We start from the raw sequence: 24,941 nt of genomic DNA on the forward strand, positions 1-24,941 counted from the left end.
GGCATTTTCTTGGCTTCCCCTAATTTCAGGTCTCTTGACCCGTATTGCGTCGTCTTTGCGCGACGTGTCCTAATCCGGTTTGTTCGGCCAGGCCCAAGGGGCGGCCTTGTTGCGATTATCCCTATGAGCACTGATAGCCTGCGTATGTTGCTGGGTCAGATCGATGTCGTCCCAGCCGTTGATCAGCTTCACACGCCATCCTTCGTCAAGCTCAAAGGTCGCTGTTATGCCCCCGAGGGTCAGGCGGTTCTCGGTCAGATCAATCGACGCAAGGCACGGGGCATCTTTCAGCGCTTGCTGCAGTTGCGCCACCTTCTCAGCGCCGACGCGAGCGGGCAGCAGGCCGTTGTTGATGGCGTTGTTTGCGAAGATGTCGCCAAAACTGGGTGCGATGACCGCGCGAATGCCTGCGTCGACCAGCGCATAAACCGCCGCCTCGCGCGACGAGCCGCTGCCAAAGTTATGTCCGGCAACCAGAATGCTGATCCCCTCGTGGCGGTTCAGCGGGAAATCCGCTGACAGCTGTTCATTTTCGTCCCGCCGCATGTCGTGCAGCAAATAGCGGCCATACCCCTCGCTGCGCGGGACTGACATGAAACGCGCCGGGATCAGTTGATCCGTGTCGATATTGTCGAGCGCCAGTGCCAGGGCCTGCCCCTGTTGCGTGCTCCACCCCGCCATCACGCCGCCCTGCCCTGCAAAAGCGGCCTTACATCCGTAATTGTGCCCGTTACGGCCGCTGCAGCGACCATCGCCGGGGACATCAGATGCGTTCGCGCGCCGCGCCCCTGACGACCGCGGAAATTGCGGTTGGTTGAGGATGCGCAGCGCTTGCCCTCGGCCACAATGTCGCCATTCATGCCAACGCACATAGAGCAACCTGACGCGGCCCACTCCAACCCGGCATCTTGGAATATCCTGTCCAACCCTTCGGCTTCGGCCTGCGCCTTTACCCGCGCCGAACCGGGCGCGACAAGCCCCGGCACACGCGCCTGGCGCCCAGACAACACCAAAGCGGCCTCGCGAAGATCTTCAATCCGCCCATTCGTGCAGGAGCCGATAAACACCTGATCCACCGGGATACCGTCCAAAGACTGCCCCGGTCTCAACGCCATGTACTCCAAAGCATCGTGTGCTGAATTTGACTTTGCTGGATCAGTGGCGTCTGGAGTGGGGATGTTGGCCGTTATGGGCAGGGCCTGTTCCGGGCTGGTGCCCCACGTCACGGTTGGTGCGATGTCAGCTGCGCTGAGCGTAACCTCGCGATCGAAAACTGCCCCTTCGTCCGTGATCAGGCCACGCCACGCATTTTGCGCTCTTTGCAGATCTGCGCCCGAAGGCGCGTATTCGCGTCCTTCAAGATAGGCAAACGTGATCTCATCCGGCGCAACCATGCCAAACCGCGCCCCGCCTTCGATTGAGAGGTTGCAAAGCGTCATGCGCCCCTCCATCGATAGATCCCGAATTGTCTGACCTGCATACTCAATCGCGTGGCCCTGCGCACCGCCGCTGCCCAATTGCGCAATCCAGTTCAGGGCAATGTCCTTGGCAGTGACACCGAACCCCAAACGCCCCTCGACGCTTATGCGCATGGCCTTGGGTTTCCTCTGCCAGACCGTCTGCGTGGCCAAAACATGCGCAACCTCTGTCGCCCCGATGCCGAAAGCCAATGCGCCAAATGCCCCGTGAGTGGATGTGTGGCTGTCCCCGCAATTGATAAGCAGCCCGGGCAATGTCAGACCCAACTCGGGCCCGATTACGTGAACGATGCCCTGCGACGGGTCGCTCAGATCAAAAAGTCTGATGGTGTGGTCCGACGCGTTGTTTCGCAAGGTTTCGATCATCCGGGCGATCTTTGGATCGGCGATCCGGTCTCGGTTTCTTGTGGGCGCGTAATGATCCGCCACCGCAAAGGTGAGAGCAGGTTCAGCCACGGGTAAGCCGCGCTCTGCCAGCTTGGCAAAGGCGTGATGAGACCCTTCATGCACTAAGTGGCGGTCAACCCAAAGCAGCGACACACCATCCTCGCGCCTCAGAACCTCGTGCGAGGCCCAGAGCTTGTCGAGCATGGTGCGCGGCGTGCTCATTTCCCGGTCTCCTCGCTGCGTCCGATCGCGGGTTCCCAATGCCGGGATGAACCGGTTCCCACGCGCGCCAAAGGCATCTCGAGCCGAAACATGTCAGAACGATAGAGGCCAGATAGATACTCGACCCCATTTCCTTCGACATCGCGAACGATGCGCTTAAGCGACAGCAGAGCTGAGCCGACGGCAACGCCCAATGCCTCAGCCACGTCAGGCCCCGCCAATGTCGCGGAGACGGTCTGATGCGCCTGTTCAATCTGCACACCGCTGCGCTCCAGAAGTTTGAACAGCGGTGTCGTGGCGAGGTCGCTTTCCGAGTAGTTCTGTGCAATCACGGCGGGCACATAGGTCGTCAGATGCGAAAACGGGACGTCATCAGTCAGACGCACCCGCGTTGCGATCTGCACCTGATGGTCGCTCGGAAGCCCCATGGCCTTAGCCACCACCTCCGGAGCTTTGCCGTAGGAAAAGGACAATAGCCGTGCGGTTGTGCTCTGGCCCATTTCGACCAGCTGCGGCATGAGCGTGTTGAAATCCATCGCTGCGGGTGCACCAAGGGTGGACTGGCCGGAAACCCGGGTCCCACTACCCGCCTGACGCTCGATCAGACCATTGCGTGAAAGCGCGTCCAGCGCCCGCCGTATTGTCACTCGCGAGACACTGAATTTCTCTGCCAGCCGCTGTTCACCGGGCAGGGTTTCCCCCGCCGAAAGCTGTCCTTCGGTGATTTGATCGTGCAGATGCAGGTAGACGCGTTGCGCCTTGGTCCCGTCCGGTAGATTGGCCGCGTTGATCTTGTTCACCCGTTGATTCCCCTTTCACAGCACCTTCAATCGTAAAACCGGAACTTGGAAAATCAAGCTTTAGTATTATTGCTTCTCGAAAAATAGTCTTACAATTATTTAATAACCTGTATTACAAATAATACAACAACCGGAGGAGCTTTTGCATGCCGATCGTCGAATTGCATGTGATCGAGGGCTATAGCGCGCAAGAAAAACAACGGCTTGGCGTGGCGCTGACCAATGCTGTGCGATTCGTAGTGCCTGCGGCGCCAGAGCTTGTGACCGTCGTGATCCACGACATTTCAGACCAGAACTACTATCGGGGCGGCAAGAGCAGACAGCCTGCTCGGGCCAAAGAAGACCCCGAGCACATCGTGCGCGCCTTCCTGGCTGAAATGAGTGATCGCGCGTTTGAAAGCGCCCGGAAAAGGCTCAGCTCGGACTTCGTGATGCAATTCCCCGGAACCGCGCCCATGCGAGATCTTAAGGACCTCAGGAGTTGGGCGGCAAACCGGTATCGCCGTATCGCGAAAACGTACGAGGGGTTCGACGCAATGCAAAGCGATGGCGACGCCGCGACCGTTTACTGCCGGGGAACGTTGTCTGGCAAATGGACCGATGGTTCAGCATTCGAAGGCATTCGCTTCATTGACCGGTTCGAGATTCAGAACGATCTGATCACACGTCAGGATGTCTGGAATGACATTGCAGAAACAAGGGCGCAGGCATGAGCGAGATAGACCCAATTACCCTTTCTGTACTTGCAGGCCGCATGGAACAGATCGCCGACGAAATGGACGCAACCCTATTTCGGGCGGCCTTTAATCCGATCATTGCCGAGGCGCATGACGCCAGCCATGGTCTGTATTCTGCAACAACGGGCGACACTCTGGTTCAGGGTAAGTCCGGGCTGCCGATCTTCGTGGGTGTGATGTCTTTCGCCGTGAAAGCGGTGATTGAAAAGGCCGCCGCTGACGGGGATCTGGAAGACGGCGACATCTACATCTTCAACGATGCACATATCGGCGGAACACATTTGTCTGATATGCGCCTGGTGCGTCCCTATTTCCGCGATGGCAAGTTGTTCTGCTATCTCGCGTCGGTTGGGCACTGGCACGACGTGGGCGGTGCGGTGCCGGGAAACTATAACCCCGCTGCGACCGAAGTTTTCCAGGAAGCCTTTGTTCTGCCGCCGGTCAAACTGGCGCGTAAAGGTGAGGTGAACCAGGACATTATCGACATTCTGCTGCGCAATACCCGCCTACCCCAATCAGCGATGGGGGATTTGAACGGGCAGCTTGGCGCTCTGGATCTTGGGGTCCGTAGGATGGACGAGTTGCTGGACGAATATGATGCTGAAACAGTCTCGGCCGCTCTTGAGGCGCTCAGCGATCGGGCCGAGGTGCTTATGCGATCTGAGTTGCAGGACTTGCCGGACGGTCGTTGGGAGGCCGAAGATTTCCTGGACAATGACGGTATCACAGATGATCCGCTCCGCATCAAATTGGCGCTTGAGATCAAGGGCGATCAAATGGTGCTGGATTTCACGGGGTCGTCTCCGCAATGCGCCGGGCCTGTAAACATCGCCCTGCCCACGACCGTTGCAACCGCCTATGTGGCTGTCAAACACGTTTTTCCGGCGCTGCCTGCCAATGCCGGCGTGATGCGTCCCATCGAAGTCATCGTGCCTGAAGACAGCCTGTTGGCGGCCGAGTTCCCTGCCCCGACAGGTGGATACACAGAAACCATTCTGCGAATGATCGATGTTGTATTCTCTGCCTTTGCCAACGCTGCACCGGATCGGGTTGTCGCCAACGCTTATGGGACAATCAATGCGCTTTCTATCGCCGGCAAACGCTCGAACGGACAGCCCTGGGTGATGTTCAGCTTTTATGGTGGGGGGCACGGCGGCTCGGTCGAGAGCGACGGGCTGAACCACGGTAACGCTCCGATCTCGACGGCGACGATCCCACCGATGGAAATTCTTGAAGCCGCCTATCCGGTCATGTTCCGCCAGTGGGCTCTGCGCCCCGACAGCGCGGGTACAGGTGCGCATCGTGGGGGGCTTGGCGCTGTCTATGAAATTGAAGTTCTTGAGGAAAACGGCGCTCAGGCGTTTCTGTTCGGCGAACGCGGCAAGTTCGCGCCGAAGGGTATCGCCGACGGTGGCGACGGGGCCATGAATGTCTTCACGTATGAACAAGACGATGGGTGGAAGGCACCGCCACTGGTTTCAAAAATGAGAGGAATCGAATTGAAACAAGGACAAGCGGTTCGCCTTGAGACACCCGGCGGTGGCGGCTATGGCGCTGCGGGCCGCCGCGCTCCTGCAGCGATCGCCAAAGATGTGGCTCGGGGTCTTGTGAGTGCCGAACAGGCGGATCAGGTCTACGGCACCACATGGCGGGAGGTTGCGCCATGACTGGGCGTATGATCGGCGTGGACGTGGGGGGCACGTTCACGGATGTTTTTGTTCTGAACGAAGCAGACGCCAGCGCAACCGTCGCCAAGGTTCCAACCACACGCCCGGATCAATCAGGTGGCTTCCTGGACGGGATCGGGCGCGAGGTCGACGATCCGTCCGAGATCTCAGTAGTGGTACACGGCACCACGGCAGGCACAAATGCTCTGCTGGAACGCAAAGGGGCCAAGACGGGAGTGATCTGTACTGCAGGTCTGCGGGACGTCTTGGAGATGCGCCGAAGGGACCGGCCGCGCACTTGGGGATTGCGCGGCGATTTCGCACCCGTTGTGGATCGCCGCGACCGTTTGGAGGTGCCGGAACGTACACTGGCGAATGGCACCATTCGCACACCTGTCGATCTGGTTGCCGTGCGCAAAGCAGCAGAGCAATTGCAAGAGCAAGGATGCGAAGCCATCGCAATCCTGTTCGCCAATGCCTATGCCAACCCTGAAAACGAAGCCGCCGCTGTCGCCGCCGTACGCGAGATTTGGCCGAACCCGCATGTATCCGCCTCGTCAGAAATCCTACCGGAAATTCGTGAATTCGAAAGGTTCTCGACCACGGCGCTGAATGCCTATCTGCAGCCCGAAGTCTCAGGCTATCTGACCCGCCTGGAAAACGCCCTGCAATCCGGTGGGTTCGATGGTGAGTTCATGATCGTGCAGTCCAATGGCGGGGTCATGGGGGTCAACACCGCGTCCCGCCTACCAGTGCGTACGGCACTGTCGGGTCCGGCGGCGGGTGTGATTGCTGCAGGTTACATTGCGCAATCTGCTGGCTTCGACAATGTGATCACGGGGGATATGGGCGGCACCAGTTTTGATGTTTCGCTGATATCACAGGGGCAGACGATGTTGTCGGCCCAGACCTCCATCGATTTTGGGATGGTTGTGCGCAGCCCAATGATCGAAATAACAACAATCGGCGCGGGCGGAGGATCAATCGCCTGGGTCGATAAGGGCGGATTGTTAAATATCGGCCCTGAAAGCGCGGGATCAAATCCCGGTCCTGTTGCCTACGGTTTGGGAAATGATCGCCCCACGGTTACGGATGCCAATGTCGTGTTGGGTCGCATCGATCCGGACAACCCAATCGGAGGCAAACTGGAAAGGCTGGATGTGGAGGCCGCTGGCAAAGCAATCGACATCCACGTCGGCGAACCGCTCGGTTTGTCCAGGCTTGAGGCCGCCGAGGCTATCCTGCGCGTCGCCAATTCCCGTATGGCCGGAGCGATCCGTCTTGTAAGCATCGAGCGCGGCTTTGACCCCAAACGTTTTGCCTTTATGCCGTTCGGCGGTGGCGGAGCTTTGCACGCAGGAGCAATGCTGGCCGAAGTGGGGATCGCCCGCGCAATCGTTCCGCGCTATCCTGGTGTCACCTCGGCGCTAGGCTGTGTGATCGCCGACATGCGGCAAGATTTTGTACAAACGATCAACACTCTGGTCACGCAGTTGGACAAAGCTGCACTAGGCGAATTCATGCAAGAGCACGTGGACCAGGGTATGGCGCTGCTTGACGCATCGCGGACCACCTTCGACAAGCGTGAGATCTCATTCGAGCTTGACATGGCCTATGTCGGTCAAACACATACCGTGCCGGTGGCGCTGACTGTTACGATGACAGATGGCAAGGTAACACCACCAAGCAAAGCCGACATCGAAGAGGCCTTCGATACGGCCTATCAAGCCACCTATGGAAGACTGCTGAAAAACGGCGTGCGGCGCATATTGAATCTGCGTAGCGCTGTAACTGGCAAGCGACCGAAATTCGATCTTTCTTCCCTTGCTCCGGCAACAGAAGGCAGTGCCACGCCCTCGTCGACGCGGAAAGTTCACTTCGGAGATGCCTGGCATGACACTGCCATCTATGATCGCTTGTCGCTTCCGGTTGGCACGTTAGTCAAAGGTCCAGCCATTCTGACGCAACCGGACACGACCGTCCTGATCGAACCGGATTTTCAAGGGCGCGTGGACTCCTTTGGCAACACGATTATCGAACCACGGGAGGACGACTGAATGAGCGAACCAGAAACCTGGGACCCGCGCAAGACGGCGCTGCTGACCATCGATCTTCAGAACGACTTTATTCATCCTGACGGAGCCTATGGCCGGGCTGGCCAGTCGGCGCAAGAAATCGCAGCTCTTCCCGAACGCATCGCGCCCTTAGCGCGAAAGTTGCAAGCCGCGGGCGGACGCTATTTTTCAGCGCAGTTCACACTTGTACCCGACCGCAACGGCGAGCCATTGATTGCGCCACACCTGAAGAAATTGCGTCCGTTCCTGACCAAGGGCGACTTCGCGCCGGGCGGGTTTGGTCACAGTTTGGTCGATACGTTGCAACCCTGCGATTTCGTCATCGAAAAGGTTGCCTACTCTGCCTTCTATCAGACTCGGCTGGAATATCTGATGCGCGCGTTGGGTATCGAGAACCTGATCGTTGGGGGCATCGTGACCAATGGCGGCGTTGCCTCAACTCTGCGCGATGCGCATTTGCGAAACATCGACACCGTTATGCTGACAGACGGATGTGCGGCCTTTCAGCAAGAGGTTCATGACGCAACACTCCTGTCACTGGGCACCGTCACGCATCAGCGAAATTGCGATCAAATGTTGAACTGGTTGGAGGGAGCCAAATGAGCCTTAAATCCCGACTGGCAAAGAAAGAAATTCTGGTTGCACCGGGCGTGTATGACGGTCTGACGGCTTCGCTGGCTGAAAAAGCTGGCTTCGAAGCGCTATATCTGAGCGGCGCGGCTGTTGCCTACACGCGACTTGGCCGTCCCGATATCGGGCTATCCACGGCGTCCGAGATGGCGGACACGATGACGCTGATTGCCGATCGTGTCTCGTTACCCGTTATCATCGACGCCGATACCGGCTTTGGAAACGCATTGAACGCTCAGCGTACCATGCGACTGTATGAGCGAGCCGGTGCATCCGCACTGCAAGTTGAAGATCAGACCTTTCCGAAGCGCTGCGGTCATCTGTCGGACAAATCCCTTATCCCGACGCAGGAAATGGCTGGAAAGATAGCAGCGATGGCCGACGCGCGCGCCAGAAGTGACACGCTAATCATTGCCCGCACGGACGCCATCGCCGTCGAGGGGTTCAGCGCGGCTATCGAGCGCGCGGAAACTTACCTTGAGGCTGGTGCGGATGTACTTTTCCTCGAAGCGCCGCAAAGCCGCGAACAGCTTACGTCCATCGCTGACCAGTTTGCCCCAAGCGTTCCCCTTTTGGCGAACATGGTCGAAGGCGGGGCGACCCCGATCCTTGGTGCTGACGATCTAGAGGCTCAGGGTTATTCCATCGTCATTTTCCCCGGCGGGATCGTCCGGGCTTTGGCCAAAACCGCTCAGGCCTACTATCAGAGCCTGGCAGAGAATGGCTCGAACAAGCCCTTCGCACAGAACATGTTCGACTTCGGCGGTTTGAACGAAGTCATCGGAACCGCCGAGATGCTCGATGCCGGGGCCCGCTATGATGACACCCAAGGTTGAGAGTGTTGCACCCGATCAGTTCGATCTGAAGACCGGTACCCTGATCATCGGCGCAGGGGCTTGCGGTCTGGTTGCGGCCCTGTCGGCTTCGGAGGCGGGACAGGACGTGCTGGTGATCGAAGCCGATCCAGTTCCAAGCGGTTCAACCGCGTTGTCCGCCGGGCTGATCCCTGCTTCCGGCACAAAAGTTCAACAGGCCGCGGGGATCTTGGACGATGCGGTACTCTTTGCCAGCGACATTCAGTCGAAGGCCCACAGCGAGAACGATCAAGCTCTGGTCGAATTGTTGACCAGCAATGCCGCCGAAGTCATCGATTGGCTGTCTGAACGCCACGCCCTGCCCTTCTCGGTTGTTACGGATTTCGACTACCCCGGTCACTCGCGTCGTCGGATGCACGGGCTGCCGACGCGCTCGGGACAAGAGTTGATCGACGCGCTTCGCAGCGCCTGCGAGCGTGAAGGTTTGGACATCATTTGCAATCGCCGCGCGACAACGCTGTATCGGGATCAGGACCAGATTTTAGGTGTTGCCGTAACAGGCCCGGACGCAACGGTGGAAACCATTGCCTGCGACCGGCTTATCCTTGCCTGCAACGGTTTTGGTGGCAACCCCGCCCTCGTTTCCAAGCATATGCCGCAAATCGAAGATGCACTATGGTTCGGGCATAGCGGTAACCGAGGTGAGGCTGTTCTGTGGGCAGAGGGGCTGGGTGCCGGGCTGCAAAACCTGGGGGCCTACCAAGGCCATGGCAATGTCGCGCACCCACATGGAATCCTGATAACCTGGGCGGTGATTACCGAAGGCGGCATACAGGTGAACCGCGACGGTCATCGTTTCTGGGACGAGTCACAAGGCTATTCTGAGGCCGCCCGCGCGGTACTGGCGCAGCCCGGCGGACAAGCCTTCGCCATCTTTGACGGCCGCATCGCTGCCATTGCGCGCCAGTTCGAGGATTTCAAGCGCGCGGAAGAGACAGGCGCGATCCGATCCGCTGATACAATCGAAGATCTATCGAAGGCACTGGGCCTGCCATCTTTGGCTTTGGAGCAAACAGTTCAAGAAATCCCCATTGGCGGCACGGATCAATTCGGCCGGTCTTTCAACCCGCCACCTTTGGCGCCGCCTTACATGGGCGTCCGCGTCACAGGGGCCCTATTCCACACCCAAGGCGGTTTGCGCGTTGATTCCTCTGCGCGCGTCCTCAAAGAGGACGGTTCCCCATTCACCAACCTTTATGCAGGCGGCGGCGCGGCTGTTGGTGTGTCGGGCAAAGGGGACAGCGGGTATCTTTCCGGAAATGGCTTGCTGAGTGCCGTTGTGTTGGGTCGCATAGCTGGGTTGAGTGCCTGATGTAATACTTGTGCATTCTAACTATCGGAAGCGGTGGTGTCGTTCCGTCTGGAAGCTTAACGTTCGAAGGCGGTTTGATGGTGTTCGGAACACTAGGTTGGCCAGAAAGCCATGACATAGTTGCAGAACGCGAAGCAACCGCCAGCCTTGTTTGGCGGTCGGGTTTTCACGATGACTTGCGCAGATTAGCCACGACTTGGGCAGAGCCCGCCACCAAGGTCGTACGGGCCGAGAAGTCAGATCGGGGATCTGCGCATATGCCCGTATCTCAGCTTGAAACGACCATTTGGAACCAGCGACGATCATCCACGGTCTCGAAGGTGCAAACCACTCCCAGCGCAAGGGCGAGCCTTTTGGTGTAATCGGGTTCTGCTGATACTGGCAATAGAACACGGCCGCGCCCATTTCGCGGCGCAAGGTATCAAAAACGGCTTGATCCAGGCACCAGGGGCTTAAGAGATCACCGGGCCTGCGGCGCATGACCTTTCCACGCCCAAAAGCAACCACCTCATGTTCTGCGGCGATGGCGGGCATATTCAGGCGCTGATCGGCACCGCGTTCGAACAGGTAACCTGGCGGATCTATCTCGTACAGTCGTTGCACAATCATAACGACGCGTCCCCCGGACGGGTTATCAAAGCGCGACAGCAGGGTCTCCTCAACAAACTACTGTGCCTTGATCAGCCCGGCTATGGAGCCGGTATCTCCAGCTTTCAGCAGATCGTCGATGATGATGTAATCAGCGCCGTATGGTGTGGCTGCGTCAGTAGAGCGGCATTGGCGCGGTGAGTCGCCAGACTGTACGATGACCTATCTGGCTGTGCAGATGTTTGTCGAGGGCAAGACAGCAGATTGGATGGAGCATGTCTCAGACGGGGACCACAGCGCAGCGCGCGCAGAATGAAGCGCGCGAGCCCGACCGAGCAAGTCGCAGCAGAGCAACCCCGCCAGAATCCTTCCTGCCCCATTCTACGTCCATTTAAAGGAGGGTATCGGATGTTCTCGTCTACTGGGGCCAACGCGACCCTCGTTTCGCCCCCGAGAGGCCCGCACGGCGCGTTTGCGATTTTCTGGACCCCTCAGCCGCCCCTTTACCCTGCAAAATCCCATCGCTGCAGAACGTCTCTCGCCCGTGCCATTTTCTGCGCATTCGCCACAACTTCATGCCCTCCGTCGCGCACCTCCTGATCAAGCAGAAAAGGCTCTTCGTACCCACATGTATTGCAGGCAGCTTTCTCACCGGTAATCACCGTATCCGGCGATCCGCATTCCGGGCAGCGTGCCTGGACGTCATCGTTGAACATATCGCGACCTCTCCTTCGTTTACCGATTGTCAGTACCGGGACCGCCCGGCAGCATCGCTGATTGGCGCATCTGCTTGAACTCGTCTGACGTTACGGTTTCGCTGCTTGCATCGATACCTTTTGGAATCCGCGCTCTCTTGTGCCCGACCACGGAAAGGCTGCCCCTTGTGATCTCCAGACATGTCGACCCGTAGCATTTAAGTCCGCTTGTGTTGATTTGGATGGCAGTCTGTCCGTTCGAGTCAGTGACCAATGGCGTCTGGGGAGGTGGGTTGCATGCTGAAACCAGCAAAGCGAACCCAAACAAGTCCATCTGTTCATACGAAATTCCCTTTTTTTTCAAAAATAGGCTGGCTGCTATTTAGTCAAATCTGTCGGGTGTCAGTTTCGAGCGCGCAGAAGACACTCACGAAATATCATCGCATAACCGCAGTGAGCCCAAAGCGGGCGTATTCGGTATGCTTTCCTTGCTAAGACCAATGGCAGATAATGAAGAGTTTGCGCGGTTCCAAAAGTGACTTCAACACACCATTCTTGCCAATTCAGTTACGGGCTCATTATTGGACTGCACAGGTAAGTCAGAAGCCGATTTGGTGTCCAAGCACATTGGAAAACTCATGAATAAACATTTATATTTACGTGAACTGCGCGAGCAGATTGACGCTAGGTAAGCATTTGAAATAAATCAGCAAATCATACATTTTTGATCGCAAAAACAAATGCTTCAGAAATGCGCTGCAAAGTCCTAGGCCATCTAGAGACGTTTAATTTTGCTCCAAGACCTCCAAATAGCCACCAGCCTTTGAACTTCAACTGTGCCTGCGCGGGCGTGAGCTTCGTCCGTATGGCCCCTACTCAAACAGGATGGTCCCCATGAATTTTATTCTGCGTGGTAGCCTGGTTACCCAAATCACCATCGGCCTGGTCGCGGGTGTTCTGCTTTCCACCGTTTGGCCCTCAGCCGGGTCAGCCATCGGCTTGCTTGGCGATTTTTTGTCGACGCATTAAAAGCCGTAGCACCCGTTCTGGTGCTAATCCTGGTTTGCGCTGCGATCACCAACCACAAAAAGGGCAGCGATGCCCGTATGGGCCCCGTGGTGCTGTTGTACCTAATCGGAACCTTCGCAGCTGCTCTGGTTGCGGTTGCGGCGAGCTACATGTTTCCGGTTACTTTGCATCTGACCGGCACGCCCGAGCTTTTGGATGCACCGGGCGGTCTTGCCGAGGTAGTTAAGAATATCTTGCTGAAAATCGTGGACAATCCAGTGAATGCCCTGGCAACTGCTAATTACATCGGCATTCTAGCCTGGGCCGTTGGTCTTGGGCTTGTTTTCCGTCACGCCAGTGACACAACCAAGACCCTGATGTCGGATCTGGACGGCGCGATCACCAAGATCGTCGCAGCAATTATCCGGCTGGCTCCAATCGGTATCTTCGGTATCGTGGCTTCGACGATTGCTGAAACCGGCTTTGAAACACTTGCAAGTTATGGCCAACTTCTGGCGTTGCTGCTTGGCTGCATGATTTTCATGGCGCTGGTTGTCAACCCGCTGATCGTGTTCCTACGCATCCGCAAAAACCCATATCCGTTGGTTTTCACATGCCTGAAAGAGTCCGGTGTTACCGCATTCTTCATGCGCAGCTCGGCCGCCAATATTCCTGTGAACATGGATCTTTGCCGCCGAATGGATTTGGATGAAGAGACTTACTCGGTCACGATTCCAATCGGTGCTACGATCAACATGGCTGGCGCTGCGATCACCATTACTGTCATGACGCTGGCCACCGTTCACACAATGGGTATTCAGGTTGATTTCATCTCGGCCGTGTTCCTGAGCATCATTGCTTCGATTGCTGCCACCGGGGCTTCGGGCGTAGCAGGAGGATCACTGTTGCTGATCCCAATGGCCGCCAGCTTGTTCGGCATCGACAACGCAACGGCCATGCAAGTGGTGAGCATCGGCTTCATTATCGGAGTGTTGCAAGACTCTGCGGAGACCGGTCTGAACTCATCGACCGACGTTCTGTTCACCGCGGCGGGATCGTACAAACAAGGAGATCCTTACCCACGAAAGCTGGCCGAGGCACAGCTACCCGCTTAGGCACCGCCCGAAAGGCTTCAACCGCTGGCACTGGTCGGCGGTTGAAGAACGGATCGGTACGCAAGACAGGCATCGGGTGCAAGTCACTGAACGATCGTATCGAGCCCAAACCTTAGTTTCGGCATACTTTTTAATTTTTTGTTCAATTGTCGGTTTAGACGCACGCTTACTTTGGTCGGGGAGTTACGCTCGATAGTCAGAGACGCTAAGATTGCAGTTAAGTAAACAGGCAGGTAAACGTAATGCGAAGTGCTATCTTCCCACATTTATTTACATTTTTCCTAGGCGCTATGGTCGTTGCTCAATCCGCAACGGCAGCTTCTCTCGGACAATACGAGGTTTTTGGCGTTGAAGATGGAGACATGCTGAAATTGCGTGCAGGACCGGGAATAGGGTTCAACGTGATAGCGGGCCTTCCAAATGGAACCGTTTTGCGAGTTCACAGTTGCGAGCAGACCGGCGGCACCCGTTGGTGCCGGGTCTCCATGAAACGTGCGCGTGGTTTAAAGGGATTTGTATCTTGGGCATATTTGCGAAAACTATGATTTTAGCTTTGCAGGATGCCACCTTAGATATCCAGGTCTGGTCAAAAGAACCTGAATTGAGGCGGTTAGGATGTTTCCTTAACTTCGGCAAATTTTGCACGACAGGTAGCGATTGAACTGGATTGCAGTGACTGTCTTCTATTGTGGCGGTTTCGTTCCGGCGACCCAGAACTCATTCCGCCTCGATTGGACACTCGCAGCCAAGAAATCCACGAAAAGTCTGACCCGGGCCGTGTTCTTCAAGTCGCGATGTAGCAGTAACCAGATGCTTCTGTAGGGCATGGGTTTCTGAAACGGTGCTCTGATCAGGTTAGGGTGCCGGTCTCCCAGATTGCACGCAAGGTAAGCCATGCCAAGCCCGGATGCGGCCAGCGTGATCAATGGGACAAGTTCAGATACTCGATGTTTAAGCGCGGCTTTTGGGTAGTAGCTGTTCTTAACCCAGTTCGCCGTGGTCGCCTCTTCTGGCTCGTGCCAGCCAATTAGGTGGAGCCCCTCACCACCGTTATCGGTGATCCGCTCAGCATATTCTCGTGTGCAATAGGCAGCCTGCGACATTTGCACGAGCTTTCGGCCCACGACATCATCCGTCACCTCACTTGCAACTCGGAGCGATACGTCCGCTTCCCGTCGCGTCAAATCACGAACGTCATTTGTGAAGTTCATGTTCAGGGTGATGTTTGGGTAGAGATCGGCGAAAGCGGCGAAATCGTCCATCAGAGATGTCATTGCCAGACCATGGGGCAATGTGATGTAGACCGTGCCAGTAGGTTGAGCATCGCGGCCGACAATCATTCGAGACGCCGCAGTCATTTCCGCCTCAACGCGTTCGGCGTGAGGCATAAGGTCTTCCCCAAGCTGGGTCAGCGCCAAGCCTTGCTTTGAGCGATCAAAGAGGCGGCTTCCGATGCGTTCCTCCATAACCGAAAGCCTCCGGGTCAGGGTCGTATGGTTGACCTGAATGCTATCGGCGGCGCCCCGCAATGTCCCAGTTCTTGCAACAGCAAGAAAATACTTCAGATCATCCCAGTTTAGAGAGTGGCTTTCCTTGATCGACATGAATCTTGTGTTTCATTTTTGAAGCAGCGTGTCCAGAAATACCTATCTACAGATCAATTTTCGGGCGGGTTACCTTGGGCTAATCAAACGCAAACTCAAGGACTATGACCGATGAACCATATACAATCTGTGTTGATTACCGGCGCAAATGCCGGATTAGGTCGCGAGGCAGCCCGGCAGCTTGCGCTTCAGAAAGGTATATCCAAAGTCTATCTGGCTTGTCGTAACCCAATCAAAGCGGAAGCCGCAAAATCAGCGCTGGAACGTGAGACCGGGCGCAAGATCTTTGAAGTTGTCCTGATAGACGTGACCAGCCCGGCTTCGGTTCGCGCTGCTGTAGCCGCACTTTCCACCCCAATCGACGCGGTAATCCTGAATGCAGGAGGCGCGGGCGGGCGGAACCCAAACGGCCTTACCAGCGATGGCGTGACAAATATCTTCGCAACAAATGTTCTGGGCCATGTGGTGTTGGTCGACGCATTGTTAGAACGCCAGTTAGTGACGTCTACAATTCTATATGCCGGGTCCGAGGCTGCTCGTGGTATTCCCAAGATGGGTATGCACCGCCCAAGCCTGTCCGATGGGACGGTGGACGAGTTCAAGTCAATCGCCGATGGTACCAAATTCGGCCCCGACGGTGATCCGATGCAGACCTATGGGTATGCCAAGCTCACCGCAACCCTCTGGATGGGGGCGATGGCGCGTCAGAACCCTCATATTCGCTTTGTAACCATTAGCCCGGGCGGCACGGCCGGAACGGCCGGCTTTGATGACCTGCCACTTATGAAACGCATTGCCTTCAAACATGTGGGCGGTGTGCTGATGCCTCTGTTCGGCATGATGCACAGCGTTGAAGCCGGAGCAAAACGGTATCTGGACGGGTTGCTGAACCCGGATTTCCAGACCGGCCACTTCTACGCCAGTAGAACTGGTTATCCCACCGGTCCGGTTGTGGATCAGGCCAGCATTGACGCGTCTCTTTCAGACATCACCAATCAGGACAACGCAAACAAGGCATTGCGCCAATTCGCCTAGAACAAAGGAGTAATGAAATGGAAACCACACTGAACATCCTCGTGTTCCTCACAATCCTCATGTTGTCTGGTCTCGGCATCATGTCGATGTTTGCCCCCAGGCGCATGGTTGCTAACTTTGCCATCGAGCCGGTTGGCACTGCCGGGCTCAGCACAATCCGCTCGGTGATCGGCGGGCTGTTTTTGGCCTCAGTGACTTTATTGGTGATCGGTCTGACCACCGGGCAGACGCTGGGCTATGCGGCTGTCGCGGTCCTGATGGCGGTTGTAGCTGCCGGGCGTATTGTCGGAATTTTAGCGGACGGGTTTGACAAAGCAGTTGTGCCACCCTTGGTCGCTGAACTGATGATCATCGGAGTGTTGGTCACCGCGTATTACCAGCTTTCCGCGTAACCGGGTTTGTTTCAATCGGACGGCGGCAAAGTTGGAAGCAGCACCGTCCGATCGACCAAGCACCACCTCTATGAGTTATCATTCTCGCAATACACGCTTTGTCTGAAAATCGGACATTCGCTGTGACTAAGTGAATGGCTACACCGAGCCCAAACTGGACGTTCGGATGCATCACACAGCAAGATAGTGTTGAGACCAAAAAAAATGAATGTGATTTCGACTGGAGCCACAAATTACGCCATGTTGTTAAGATCATCACATCATCCAGTTAGCCCGAAAAATAGACGCTCCCCCCCGAGGCAGCATCCAGCCAAGCCTGAATGACTTGAAAATTCTGATTTATGCGTGAAACTCAAAGTATGAGTGAGTATTTTGATGAAATGTTCAACGGCGATGGATCACTCAGAGGTCCATACGAAGAGATCGGCCGCTGGTTCAATGCTGAAGACGTATCACGATTGAGAGCAAAACAGCGCGAAGCCGAAGAAGTCTTTAGACTGACGGGAATCACTTTCAACGTTTACGGCAAAGCCGAGGCTGAGGAACGCCTAATCCCATTTGATATCGTACCGCGCGTCATTTCAGCACGAGAATGGCAGCGGCTGGAACGCGGTATTGAACAACGGGTTCGGGCAATCAACGCCTTTCTCCACGACATTTATCACCGCCAAGAAATCGTGCGTGCCGGGCGTGTGCCAGCCGAGATGATTGCCGGGAACGAAGCGTTCCTGCCGCAGATGCTCGGCGTCTCGCCTCCTGGTCAGGTCTACACGCACATTGTCGGGGTCGATCTGGTGCGAACCGGGCCGGACGAGTTTTTCGTTCTGGAAGACAACGCCCGCACGCCATCTGGGGTCAGCTATATGCTGGAGAACCGGGAAACGATGCTAAAGATGTTCCCCGAGCTCTTCAGCGCGACTAATGTTCGGAATGTTTCTGACTACCCCCGCAATCTGAGACGATCCCTTGCTGCCTGCGCGCCGGCTTGCGCCGACGGGGAACCAACCGTCGCAGTATTAACCCCGGGCATCTATAACTCGGCCTATTACGAACATGCGTTCCTCGCAGATCAGATGGCCGTGGAATTGGTCGAAGGTCACGACCTACGCGTTGTCGATGGGCGCGTCTGCATGCGCACTACCAGGGGCTATAAGCCCATCGACGTACTTTATCGCCGGGTAGATGACGACTTTCTGGACCCGCTGAATTTCAACCCCGATAGCGCCTTGGGCGTTCCGGGTATCCTGGACGTTTACCGCGCAGGAGGCATCACGATCGCCAACGCACCGGGGACCGGCATTGCCGACGATAAGGCGATCTATTCCTACATGCCTGAAATCGTTGAATTCTACACGGGTGAGAAGCCCTTGCTGCAAAACGTCCCGACCTGGCGCTGCAGTGATCCCGTGTCTCTCTCCTACGTGCTGGACAACCTGTCCGAGCTTGTCGTGAAAGAAGTACACGGGTCTGGCGGCTACGGAATGTTGATTGGGCCGACCGCCAGCAAGAAAGAGATTTCGGCGTTCCGCGACAAGCTCAAATCGCGGCCCGGGAACTACATTGCCCAGCCGACTCTGTCGCTTTCGACGGTTCCGATCTTTGCGCGCTCGGGACTTGCGCCCAGACATGTTGACCTAAGGCCGTTCGTTTTGGTGTCGCCCGAAGGGATCAAGATCACGCCCGGCGGTTTGACCCGCGTGGCGCTTAAGAAGGGATCTCTCGTCGTGAACTCAAGCCAGGGTGGCGGGACCAAAGACACCTGGGTTCTGGAGGACTGACCATGCTGGGAAAAACTGCTGGCGGGTTGTTTTGGATGTCCCGGTATCTTGAACGAGCGGAAAATACGGCGAGGCTGCTTGAAACAGGTCAGAGAATGGCGTTGACCCGTACCAAGAATTCAGCCGAAGAATGGGGGTCTGTTCTAAAAACGGCCGGTGTTCTGGATGGATACCACGCCAAGTACGACGAGATTTCAAAAGACAATGCGGTCGATTGGGTGCTACGTGACGCTGATAACCCATCCTCGATCAAGTCGGTCATCAAGCAAGCCCGAGACAACGCGCGCCTTGTTCGGACGGCACTGACCCATGATGTCTGGAGCGCGGTGAACTCCACCTGGATGCAGATCGATGAGGTGATGAAACGACGCGTGAATGAGCGGGACTTACCTGCAACGTTGGAACTCATTCGACAACAGGCGGCTCTGGTCCGTGGTGCCACTTTGGGGACCATGCTGCGCAATGACATTTTCGATTTCACCCGCATCGGGACGTTTGTCGAAAGGGCCGACAATACTGGCCGCATTCTGGACGTGAAATATTATGTTCTTCTGCCCACAGCCTTCTCGGTCGGCTCGTCACTGGACAACATCCAATGGGAAAGCATCCTGCGCTCTGTCGGCGCTGGCGGCGGGTATCGAATGACCCATGGTGAGAAAACGCGTCCTTCTGACATCGCGCAGTTTTTGATACTGGATCAGCGGATGCCTCGCAGTTTGCACTTCTGCTGCAGAAAGATTCAGGAAAACCTGTCCTACTTGAAGAAAGACTATGGTTTTGCCGGGCCTTCGTGCGAGGCATCAAATGCTCTCTACGAGAAATACCTGGATCAGAAAATCTCGGATATCTTTGAATTTGGACTGCATGAGTACATTCAGGATTTCCTGACAGATCTCGGTAATTTGAACCGTCAGATCGAGATTGATTACAGGTTCTACGAGTAGCCAATGAAACTGCACATTCGACACGAGACACGATACGATTTTGACGCGCCGGTTCCTTTCGGACTGCAACAGCTGCGAAAAACACCAAAGTCATTTCGAAATCAGAGCATCGTAAGTTGGAGCACCCAGATCACCGGCGGGCGCAAAGAGCTGACATTTGAAGACTATCACCGCAACACGGTGGAATTGATCAGTTTCGAAGCAAACACTCAGAGCATCTCGTTGATCTCAGAAGGCGTTGTTGAAGTGAAAGACACCCAAGGTGTTTTGGGGCGTCACGAAGGGTCGACGCCCTTATGGCTGTTCAAAAGAAGCACTCCGCAGACATCGCCAGGGAAAGGAGTTGCAGAGCTGATAAGCGCGTTGCCCAACAGCGATCCGCTGAAGCAGATGCATGCTCTGTCCGAAAAAATTCGAGCTCAGGTCTCTTACGAAATTGGAAGTTCACACCCGGGCTGGAGCGCAGAAGATGCCCTCAAAGCCGAGCGCGGCGTGTGTCAAGACCACGCGCACATCTTTATTACCTGCGCGCGACAGATCGGAGTGCCAGCACGCTACGTCTCGGGCTACTTGATGATGAACGAAACGGAGCTGCAGGACGCGACCCATGCCTGGGCCGAAGTGCATTTGGACGGGCTTGGCTGGGTGGGTTTTGACGTTTCAAATGGGATTTCACCTGACGATCGGTACGTACGCGTCGCAACCGGGCTGGACTATGCCCAAGCCGCACCGGTAATAGGGAATAGAATTGGGACAGCGGGCGAGCAATTGACAGTGCAGTTGCAAGTCGCACAGCAGTAACGGAGAATTTGATGACCTATGCTGTGGGCATGCGGCTGAATCGCGGGCTGGTGTTCATGTCCGATACGCGCACAAATGCTGGCGTGGACAATGTTTCGACCTTCAACAAGATGTTCAACTGGACAGTCGAAGGGGACCGGTCGATCACAATCCTAACGGCCGGAAACCTGGCCACTACTCAGGCCACGATAAGCCTTCTGGAAGAACGAACAAAAGCGCCGGCAGATCGTTCGCCATCGATCTTAGAAGCTCCGACAATGTTTCAAGTTGCGCAACTGGTCGCGGCTACGCTGAACGACGTCATCGAAGAGCATGCCCGGTCGGGCCAACAAGCCGACAGCGCCTTTCACGCGACACTCATTCTGGGCGGTCAGATCAAGGGTGGCCCGTCTCGACTGTTCTTAATCTACCCTGAAGGCAATTTTATCGAGGCCGGTGATGATACACCGTTCTTTCAGATCGGAGAAACAAAGTACGGTCGCCCGATTCTGGTGCGCGCCTATGATCCAGAAATGACCTTCTCAGAAACCGTAAAACTCTTGCTTGTCAGTTTTGACTCCACGATTAAGGCCAACCTGTCTGTCGGAGCGCCGCTTGACGTGCTTCTCTACGATGAAGACAGCCTTGAAGGTGGTGCGCGGTCTAGGTTCGAAGCTGACGACCAGTACTTTCGCAGTGTATCCGATGGATGGGGTGACGCGTTGAAATCGGCCTTGGCCAAACTTCCTGAATATAGATCGGGGCGAAACTCAAACGGTTGAGCGTCCGCTTTGTCCCGCAGCCCGAACTTAAGACTTGTTCTGAACAACGTCCGGTTCCAACGTAAGCGGTCAGTGCGACGTCGAAGCGGACGTTGCTGCGGAACAATCCAGAATTTAGAGTTCCGTTTCGGTAGCATGTCGGCCATTCAACATTTTTTTCGAATATCTGGCCAGGAGCCAGCGGCACCAAAATACTGTTTTTAAAAAGTATTTAGAAATATTGGCGCGATGCTTGCCGGACAAAAGCCGACGATTTCACCCAGCCGCTTTTGCCTCGTCCTCCGCAATGGGCTTGATTTCTTCGTCAGACATGTCGCTCAGGTGAGCAACCTCGGCCTGAACCTGTCGAAAGATTGGGGGAGGAAACCGCCAAGCAGCGCGATAGCCTGCATCCGCTGCTTTGCGACGATCTGGGCCATGGTTTTCCAAAGGTATTCATACGCAACCCCGCGCATGAGGAGCCGCAAGCTTTCGCGCTTCGACAAACTCGCAGAAAGGCAGCGAAACCATTGACTTAATGCCTCGGATTTCCAGCCCAGCGCCCCAAAAAAAGACCGCCCCCGAGAGGGCGGTTTTTTGCTGCGCGGAAGAGGTGGGATTCGAACCCACGGAGGACTTTCACCCTCGCTGGTTTTCAAGACCAGTGCATTCGACCACTCTGCCACTCTTCCTTTCAGCGCGCTGCGGAACGTACCGGACACAGATTACGCGGTCAACGTGTTCCATGCCCTGCTCCTTGCGGTTTTAGTGGCAAATAAATCAAATACTTGCGAGCGACTTCCATCGCTTTTCAAGACCGCCGCATTCGACCACTCTGCCACCTTCCCGCGTGGGGCCGGGTCTAAGGCCATCGCGAACCGGTGGCAAGACCAAATAGGGAATTCTTGCCGAAGCGCGGGCTGCGCTCTTTCCATGACACTTTGGGCGCGTTATGATCCACAGGAAAGACCGGAGCAGGCTGGCAATACAGAACCAGTAAACGGCGGCGGGCCTCAGGAAGCGAGGCCAATCAGGCAAGGGATGACAAAATGAAGCGAGCGACTGAGACACGCGCAAACCCGCGAGCGTTAGCGATGCTGGCCGTGGTTTCCGTGGTTTTGGCTGGTTGTGAAGAGGCGCTATCCACGGACGGTGCCGCGGTGGACGCCGATAGTTCCCAGACAGACACAGATGGCTCTATTGAGCTGTTTCCCGACCTTAGCGGCAGTCCGAAGGACTCGGTCGAAGCGCCCGACGTATTCCTGGTGTCCGAAGCCGGCCTTTGGGATGGCCGCCCCTCACTGGGTGGCATTTGGGTAGCGCATCCCGACGTGACGCAGCCCGAACGGGTCCGCATCAAAAACGCCCGAAACAATAAATCAGTGACCGGTGCCTTGTTCCGCCGGGAAAGAGACCTGCCGGGTCCTGCCTTGCAGCTCTCTTCTGCCGCTGCCGAAGAACTGGGTATTCTCGCCGGCGCGCCGACAGAGGTCGAGGTTGTCGCCTTGCGTCGCAAAGAGCCTGAACCCAAGCCCGAACCTGTCGAAGAAAAACCCGAGGTCGAAGAGACACCGGAAGCCGTGACAGAAACCGCTGCCGCAACGGATGCCCCTGCCGCAGATGCGACCGAAGCAGAGACTGCTGAAACGGAACAGCCGGAAAAGCGCAAATGGTGGCAAAAAAAGAAACCGGCAGCTGCGGCTACTGGCGCGGCGACAGCGGCGGCCGTCGCGGCTGATGCTGCGACCGACACGGCGGCCGAAACCGCCACCGAAGCGGCAACTGAAGCGGCCGAAGTCGCAACCGAAGCTGCCCCAACTCTGGTGGACCCAGAGGTCACGCCGCCCGCTGAACAACCAGCAAAGCGCAAATGGTGGCAAAAGAAAAAGCCGGATGAGATCACCGAAACGCCACTGGACCCGATCGCGGGTGCAGCGGCAGCGATTGAGGCATCCGAACCCACAGTGGCCACAGCGGCCGCGACAACGACGGCGGCAACGGCAACGGCATCATCGCTATCCAAGCCTTTCGTCCAGGTCGGCACCTTTGGCGTAGAAGAAAACGCCAACAGCGCGGCCAATAAGATCCGCCGCAACGGTTTGAACGCCGAGGTGCGCGAGCTGACTTCGGACGGCAAATCTGTCTGGCGCGTTCTTGTCGGTCCCGCCGCAACACGGTCAGAACGCAATGCCATCCAACGCGATGTCAAAGATCTGGGCTTTTCCGACGCGTTCACCGTCAAGAACTGAAACAAAGGAGGCTCCCGTGCTGTCCTCACTGCGATCATCTGTTTTGACCCTCGGGCTGGCGCTGTTGGCCCTGCCCGCCCACGCCTTCGACACTCAGGCCCGCGCGGCCTATGTGATGGATCAGACAACGGGAACCATTCTGCTGTCCAAGGACGCAGACCAGCCCTTGCCGCCCGCCTCCATGTCCAAGCTGATGACGCTCTATGTGGCGTTTGAGGCGCTGCGTGATGGCCGCCTGACGCTGGATGAAACCCTGCCCGTGTCTGAACACGCCATGAGCTATGGCGGCTCGACGATGTTCCTCAACACACAGGACCGGGTGCGCGTCGAAGACCTGTTGCGTGGCATCATCGTTCTGTCCGGCAATGACGCCTGCGTCGTGATTGCCGAGGCGCTCAGCCCGGATGGCACCGAGGCCGGATTTGCCCGCTATATGACTCAGCGCGCCAAGCAGATCGGCATGGACAATTCGAACTTTGCCAACTCGAACGGCTGGCCGGCCGCGGGGCATATGATGTCTGTTCATGACCTTGCCGTATTGGCCGACCGTCTGATCACGGATTTCCCGGAATACTACCCCCTCTTCGCCGAAGAAGAGTTTGAGTTCGATGGCCGCGCGCCATCGAACAAGCGCAACCGCAACCCGCTGCTAAAACTGGGGATCGGTGCTGACGGCCTGAAAACCGGTCACACGCAAGAGGCGGGCTATGGCCTTGTCGGGTCGGCCAAACAAGGCGACCGCAGGGTGATCTTTGTTCTCACAGGTCTCGACTCCACCGCGCGCCGGGCAGAGGAGGCTGAGGCCGTGGTTAACTGGTCGTTTCGCAATTTTGTCGAGAGGACAGTTGCCGACGCCGAAACGCCGATAGCCGAAGCAGAAATCTGGATGGGTGCCGAAAAATCCGTGGGCCTTGTGCCCGAAGAAGACCTGACCCTGTTGTTCCCCGTGCTCAACGACAAAAACGTTGAGGCCGAGGTGGTCTATGACGGACCGATCAACGCGCCGGTGGCAAAGGGCCAGCAACTGGCTGAACTGGTCATCAAACCCGAAGGGCTGCCGGAAATCCGCCGCCCCTTGTTTGCGGCCAATAATGTACCGGTTGGTGGCTTTGTCGTGCGCATGAAAACCGTAGGCGGTATTGTCCTGAAAGACGTGATCGGCAATCCGCTGGAGGCAATGTGACAACGTCTGGGTTGTTTCTGACCTTTGAAGGTATCGACGGGTCCGGAAAGTCATCACAAGCACGCATGTTGGCCGAGCATCTGCGCGGCATGGGCTATGATGTCGTACTAACGCGCGAGCCCGGCGGGTCTGCCGGTGCAGAAGAAATCCGCAGCCTTGTTCTGGAAGGTGACCCGGACCGTTGGTCGGCCGAGACAGAGATCCTGTTGTTCACCGCAGCGCGCCGTGACCATCTGGAACGCACAATCGAACCTGCGCTGGCCCAAGGCAAAGTGGTGATCTGTGACCGCTTTGCCGACAGTACCCGCATGTACCAAGGCCTCTCTCGCGGCGATCTGCGGGGGGTGGTGGACCAACTCCACAGCCTGATGATCCGGCGGGAACCCGACCTGACTTTGCTGATCGACATGGACCCCGAAACCGGCCTATCCCGCGCCAAGGGGCGACAGGGCACGGAAGAGCGGTTCGAGGACTTTGGCCTGGACCTGCAACAACAGATGCGTGCGGGTTTTCTGGCCCTTGCGGATGAGTTTTCCGACCGTTTCCGCGTGGTTGATGGCAACCGGGACATGGACAGCGTAGCACGGGATGTGACAGATATCGTTTTGCAAGCATTGCGGTAAACG

Annotated in this window: 24 protein-coding genes and 1 tRNA gene; 18 read left to right on the plus strand and 7 right to left on the minus strand. The window is 56.6% G+C overall.

What is annotated here, in order from left to right:
- Positions 1 to 69: 69 nt before the first annotated feature.
- The 3 genes from leuD to ACR0MV_RS09905 are packed head-to-tail and all read right to left on the minus strand — an operon-like array spanning position 70 to position 2,887.
- The gene (leuD, locus tag ACR0MV_RS09895) at positions 70 to 681 is read right to left on the minus strand and encodes a 3-isopropylmalate dehydratase small subunit (protein ID WP_480702003.1); all 612 of its coding nucleotides are present in this window, start codon (positions 679 to 681) and stop codon (positions 70 to 72) included.
- Positions 681 to 2,087, minus strand: a complete 1,407-nt coding sequence (leuC, locus tag ACR0MV_RS09900; protein WP_480702004.1) for a 3-isopropylmalate dehydratase large subunit — start codon at positions 2,085 to 2,087, stop codon at positions 681 to 683. Before leuC ends, leuD begins: the two co-directional genes overlap by 1 nt.
- Positions 2,084 to 2,887 carry a GntR family transcriptional regulator gene (locus ACR0MV_RS09905; protein WP_170422461.1) on the minus strand — a complete coding sequence of 268 codons (804 nt, stop codon included), beginning with the start codon at positions 2,885 to 2,887 and terminating at the stop codon, positions 2,084 to 2,086. The genes leuC and ACR0MV_RS09905 overlap by 4 nt, the downstream gene beginning before the upstream one ends.
- 146 nt (positions 2,888 to 3,033) lie before the next feature.
- Here ACR0MV_RS09905 and ACR0MV_RS09910 point away from each other — a divergent pair, with 146 nt between their 5' ends.
- From ACR0MV_RS09910 to ACR0MV_RS09935, 6 genes are read left to right on the plus strand one after another with little or no spacing between them, the layout of a single operon-like run.
- Positions 3,034 to 3,600, plus strand: coding sequence for a tautomerase family protein (locus ACR0MV_RS09910; protein WP_480702005.1), 567 nt, complete (start codon positions 3,034 to 3,036; stop codon positions 3,598 to 3,600).
- Positions 3,597 to 5,291: a hydantoinase B/oxoprolinase family protein gene (locus ACR0MV_RS09915; RefSeq protein ID WP_480702006.1), complete on the plus strand. Its 1,695-nt coding sequence runs from the start codon at positions 3,597 to 3,599 to the stop codon at positions 5,289 to 5,291. Before ACR0MV_RS09910 ends, ACR0MV_RS09915 begins: the two co-directional genes overlap by 4 nt.
- Positions 5,288 to 7,348, plus strand: coding sequence for a hydantoinase/oxoprolinase family protein (locus tag ACR0MV_RS09920; RefSeq protein WP_480702007.1), 2,061 nt, complete (start codon positions 5,288 to 5,290; stop codon positions 7,346 to 7,348). The genes ACR0MV_RS09915 and ACR0MV_RS09920 overlap by 4 nt, the downstream gene beginning before the upstream one ends.
- Complete coding sequence (locus ACR0MV_RS09925; protein WP_480702008.1) at positions 7,349 to 7,969, plus strand: cysteine hydrolase family protein; 621 nt, start codon at positions 7,349 to 7,351, stop codon at positions 7,967 to 7,969.
- Positions 7,966 to 8,832, plus strand: a complete 867-nt coding sequence (locus ACR0MV_RS09930) for an isocitrate lyase/PEP mutase family protein (RefSeq protein WP_480702009.1) — start codon at positions 7,966 to 7,968, stop codon at positions 8,830 to 8,832. The genes ACR0MV_RS09925 and ACR0MV_RS09930 overlap by 4 nt, the downstream gene beginning before the upstream one ends.
- On the plus strand, positions 8,813 to 10,183 hold the full coding sequence (locus ACR0MV_RS09935) for an FAD-dependent oxidoreductase (protein WP_480702010.1): 1,371 nt from the start codon (positions 8,813 to 8,815) through the stop codon (positions 10,181 to 10,183). Before ACR0MV_RS09930 ends, ACR0MV_RS09935 begins: the two co-directional genes overlap by 20 nt.
- A gap of 21 nt (positions 10,184 to 10,204) precedes the next feature.
- Here the strand turns inward: ACR0MV_RS09935 and ACR0MV_RS09940 are convergent, their stop codons facing one another.
- A complete protein-coding gene (locus ACR0MV_RS09940) occupies positions 10,205 to 10,792 on the minus strand; it encodes a hypothetical protein (RefSeq protein WP_480702011.1) in 588 nt (195 codons plus the stop codon).
- 482 nt (positions 10,793 to 11,274) lie between these two features.
- Positions 11,275 to 11,487 carry a hypothetical protein gene (locus ACR0MV_RS09945; protein WP_480702012.1) on the minus strand — a complete coding sequence of 71 codons (213 nt, stop codon included), beginning with the start codon at positions 11,485 to 11,487 and terminating at the stop codon, positions 11,275 to 11,277.
- Positions 11,488 to 12,360: 873 nt separating this feature from the next.
- Between ACR0MV_RS09945 and ACR0MV_RS09950 the strand changes: the two genes are divergently transcribed.
- The 3 genes from ACR0MV_RS09950 (at position 12,361) to ACR0MV_RS09960 (ending at position 14,134) form a co-directional block, all read left to right on the plus strand.
- Positions 12,361 to 12,495 carry a hypothetical protein gene (locus ACR0MV_RS09950; protein WP_480702013.1) on the plus strand — a complete coding sequence of 45 codons (135 nt, stop codon included), beginning with the start codon at positions 12,361 to 12,363 and terminating at the stop codon, positions 12,493 to 12,495.
- A gap of 20 nt (positions 12,496 to 12,515) precedes the next feature.
- Positions 12,516 to 13,589 carry a serine/threonine transporter SstT gene (sstT, locus tag ACR0MV_RS09955; protein WP_480702014.1) on the plus strand — a complete coding sequence of 358 codons (1,074 nt, stop codon included), beginning with the start codon at positions 12,516 to 12,518 and terminating at the stop codon, positions 13,587 to 13,589.
- Positions 13,590 to 13,831: 242 nt separating this feature from the next.
- Positions 13,832 to 14,134 carry an SH3 domain-containing protein gene (locus ACR0MV_RS09960; RefSeq protein WP_170422477.1) on the plus strand — a complete coding sequence of 101 codons (303 nt, stop codon included), beginning with the start codon at positions 13,832 to 13,834 and terminating at the stop codon, positions 14,132 to 14,134.
- 138 nt (positions 14,135 to 14,272) lie between these two features.
- Here the strand turns inward: ACR0MV_RS09960 and ACR0MV_RS09965 are convergent, their stop codons facing one another.
- Positions 14,273 to 15,193, minus strand: a complete 921-nt coding sequence (locus ACR0MV_RS09965) for a LysR family transcriptional regulator (protein ID WP_480702015.1) — start codon at positions 15,191 to 15,193, stop codon at positions 14,273 to 14,275.
- A gap of 111 nt (positions 15,194 to 15,304) precedes the next feature.
- On the opposite strand from ACR0MV_RS09965, the gene ACR0MV_RS09970 reads away from it, so the two are divergent.
- From ACR0MV_RS09970 to ACR0MV_RS09995, 6 genes are all read left to right on the plus strand, one after another.
- Complete coding sequence (locus ACR0MV_RS09970; protein ID WP_480702016.1) at positions 15,305 to 16,228, plus strand: SDR family NAD(P)-dependent oxidoreductase; 924 nt, start codon at positions 15,305 to 15,307, stop codon at positions 16,226 to 16,228.
- 17 nt (positions 16,229 to 16,245) lie between these two features.
- Positions 16,246 to 16,620: a DUF4345 family protein gene (locus ACR0MV_RS09975; RefSeq protein ID WP_170422483.1), complete on the plus strand. Its 375-nt coding sequence runs from the start codon at positions 16,246 to 16,248 to the stop codon at positions 16,618 to 16,620.
- A 359-nt stretch (positions 16,621 to 16,979) separates the two neighbouring features.
- Positions 16,980 to 18,398, plus strand: coding sequence for a circularly permuted type 2 ATP-grasp protein (locus ACR0MV_RS09980; RefSeq protein WP_480702017.1), 1,419 nt, complete (start codon positions 16,980 to 16,982; stop codon positions 18,396 to 18,398).
- Positions 18,399 to 18,400: 2 nt separating this feature from the next.
- Positions 18,401 to 19,342: an alpha-E domain-containing protein gene (locus ACR0MV_RS09985; protein WP_170422487.1), complete on the plus strand. Its 942-nt coding sequence runs from the start codon at positions 18,401 to 18,403 to the stop codon at positions 19,340 to 19,342.
- A gap of 3 nt (positions 19,343 to 19,345) precedes the next feature.
- On the plus strand, positions 19,346 to 20,143 hold the full coding sequence (locus ACR0MV_RS09990) for a transglutaminase family protein (RefSeq protein WP_480702018.1): 798 nt from the start codon (positions 19,346 to 19,348) through the stop codon (positions 20,141 to 20,143).
- 11 nt (positions 20,144 to 20,154) lie between these two features.
- Positions 20,155 to 20,904, plus strand: a complete 750-nt coding sequence (locus ACR0MV_RS09995) for a proteasome-type protease (protein ID WP_480702019.1) — start codon at positions 20,155 to 20,157, stop codon at positions 20,902 to 20,904.
- Positions 20,905 to 21,488: 584 nt separating this feature from the next.
- Here the strand turns inward: ACR0MV_RS09995 and ACR0MV_RS10000 are convergent.
- Positions 21,489 to 21,575: transfer RNA gene (locus ACR0MV_RS10000), tRNA-Ser, on the minus strand.
- A gap of 357 nt (positions 21,576 to 21,932) precedes the next feature.
- Between ACR0MV_RS10000 and ACR0MV_RS10005 the strand changes: the two genes are divergently transcribed.
- Genes ACR0MV_RS10005 through tmk form a run of 3 tightly spaced genes read left to right on the plus strand, consistent with a single transcriptional unit; the run spans position 21,933 to position 24,938 of the window.
- Positions 21,933 to 23,132 (plus strand): SPOR domain-containing protein, encoded by a 1,200-nt coding sequence (locus tag ACR0MV_RS10005; protein WP_480702020.1) that lies wholly within the window; start codon positions 21,933 to 21,935, stop codon positions 23,130 to 23,132.
- A gap of 16 nt (positions 23,133 to 23,148) precedes the next feature.
- Positions 23,149 to 24,315 (plus strand): D-alanyl-D-alanine carboxypeptidase family protein, encoded by a 1,167-nt coding sequence (locus ACR0MV_RS10010; RefSeq protein WP_480702021.1) that lies wholly within the window; start codon positions 23,149 to 23,151, stop codon positions 24,313 to 24,315.
- Complete coding sequence (gene tmk / locus ACR0MV_RS10015) at positions 24,312 to 24,938, plus strand: dTMP kinase (protein ID WP_170422491.1); 627 nt, start codon at positions 24,312 to 24,314, stop codon at positions 24,936 to 24,938. The genes ACR0MV_RS10010 and tmk overlap by 4 nt, the downstream gene beginning before the upstream one ends.
- The last annotated feature ends 3 nt before the right edge of the window (positions 24,939 to 24,941 follow it).

The sequence above is a fragment of the Ruegeria sp. BC3 genome (assembly GCF_056539265.1).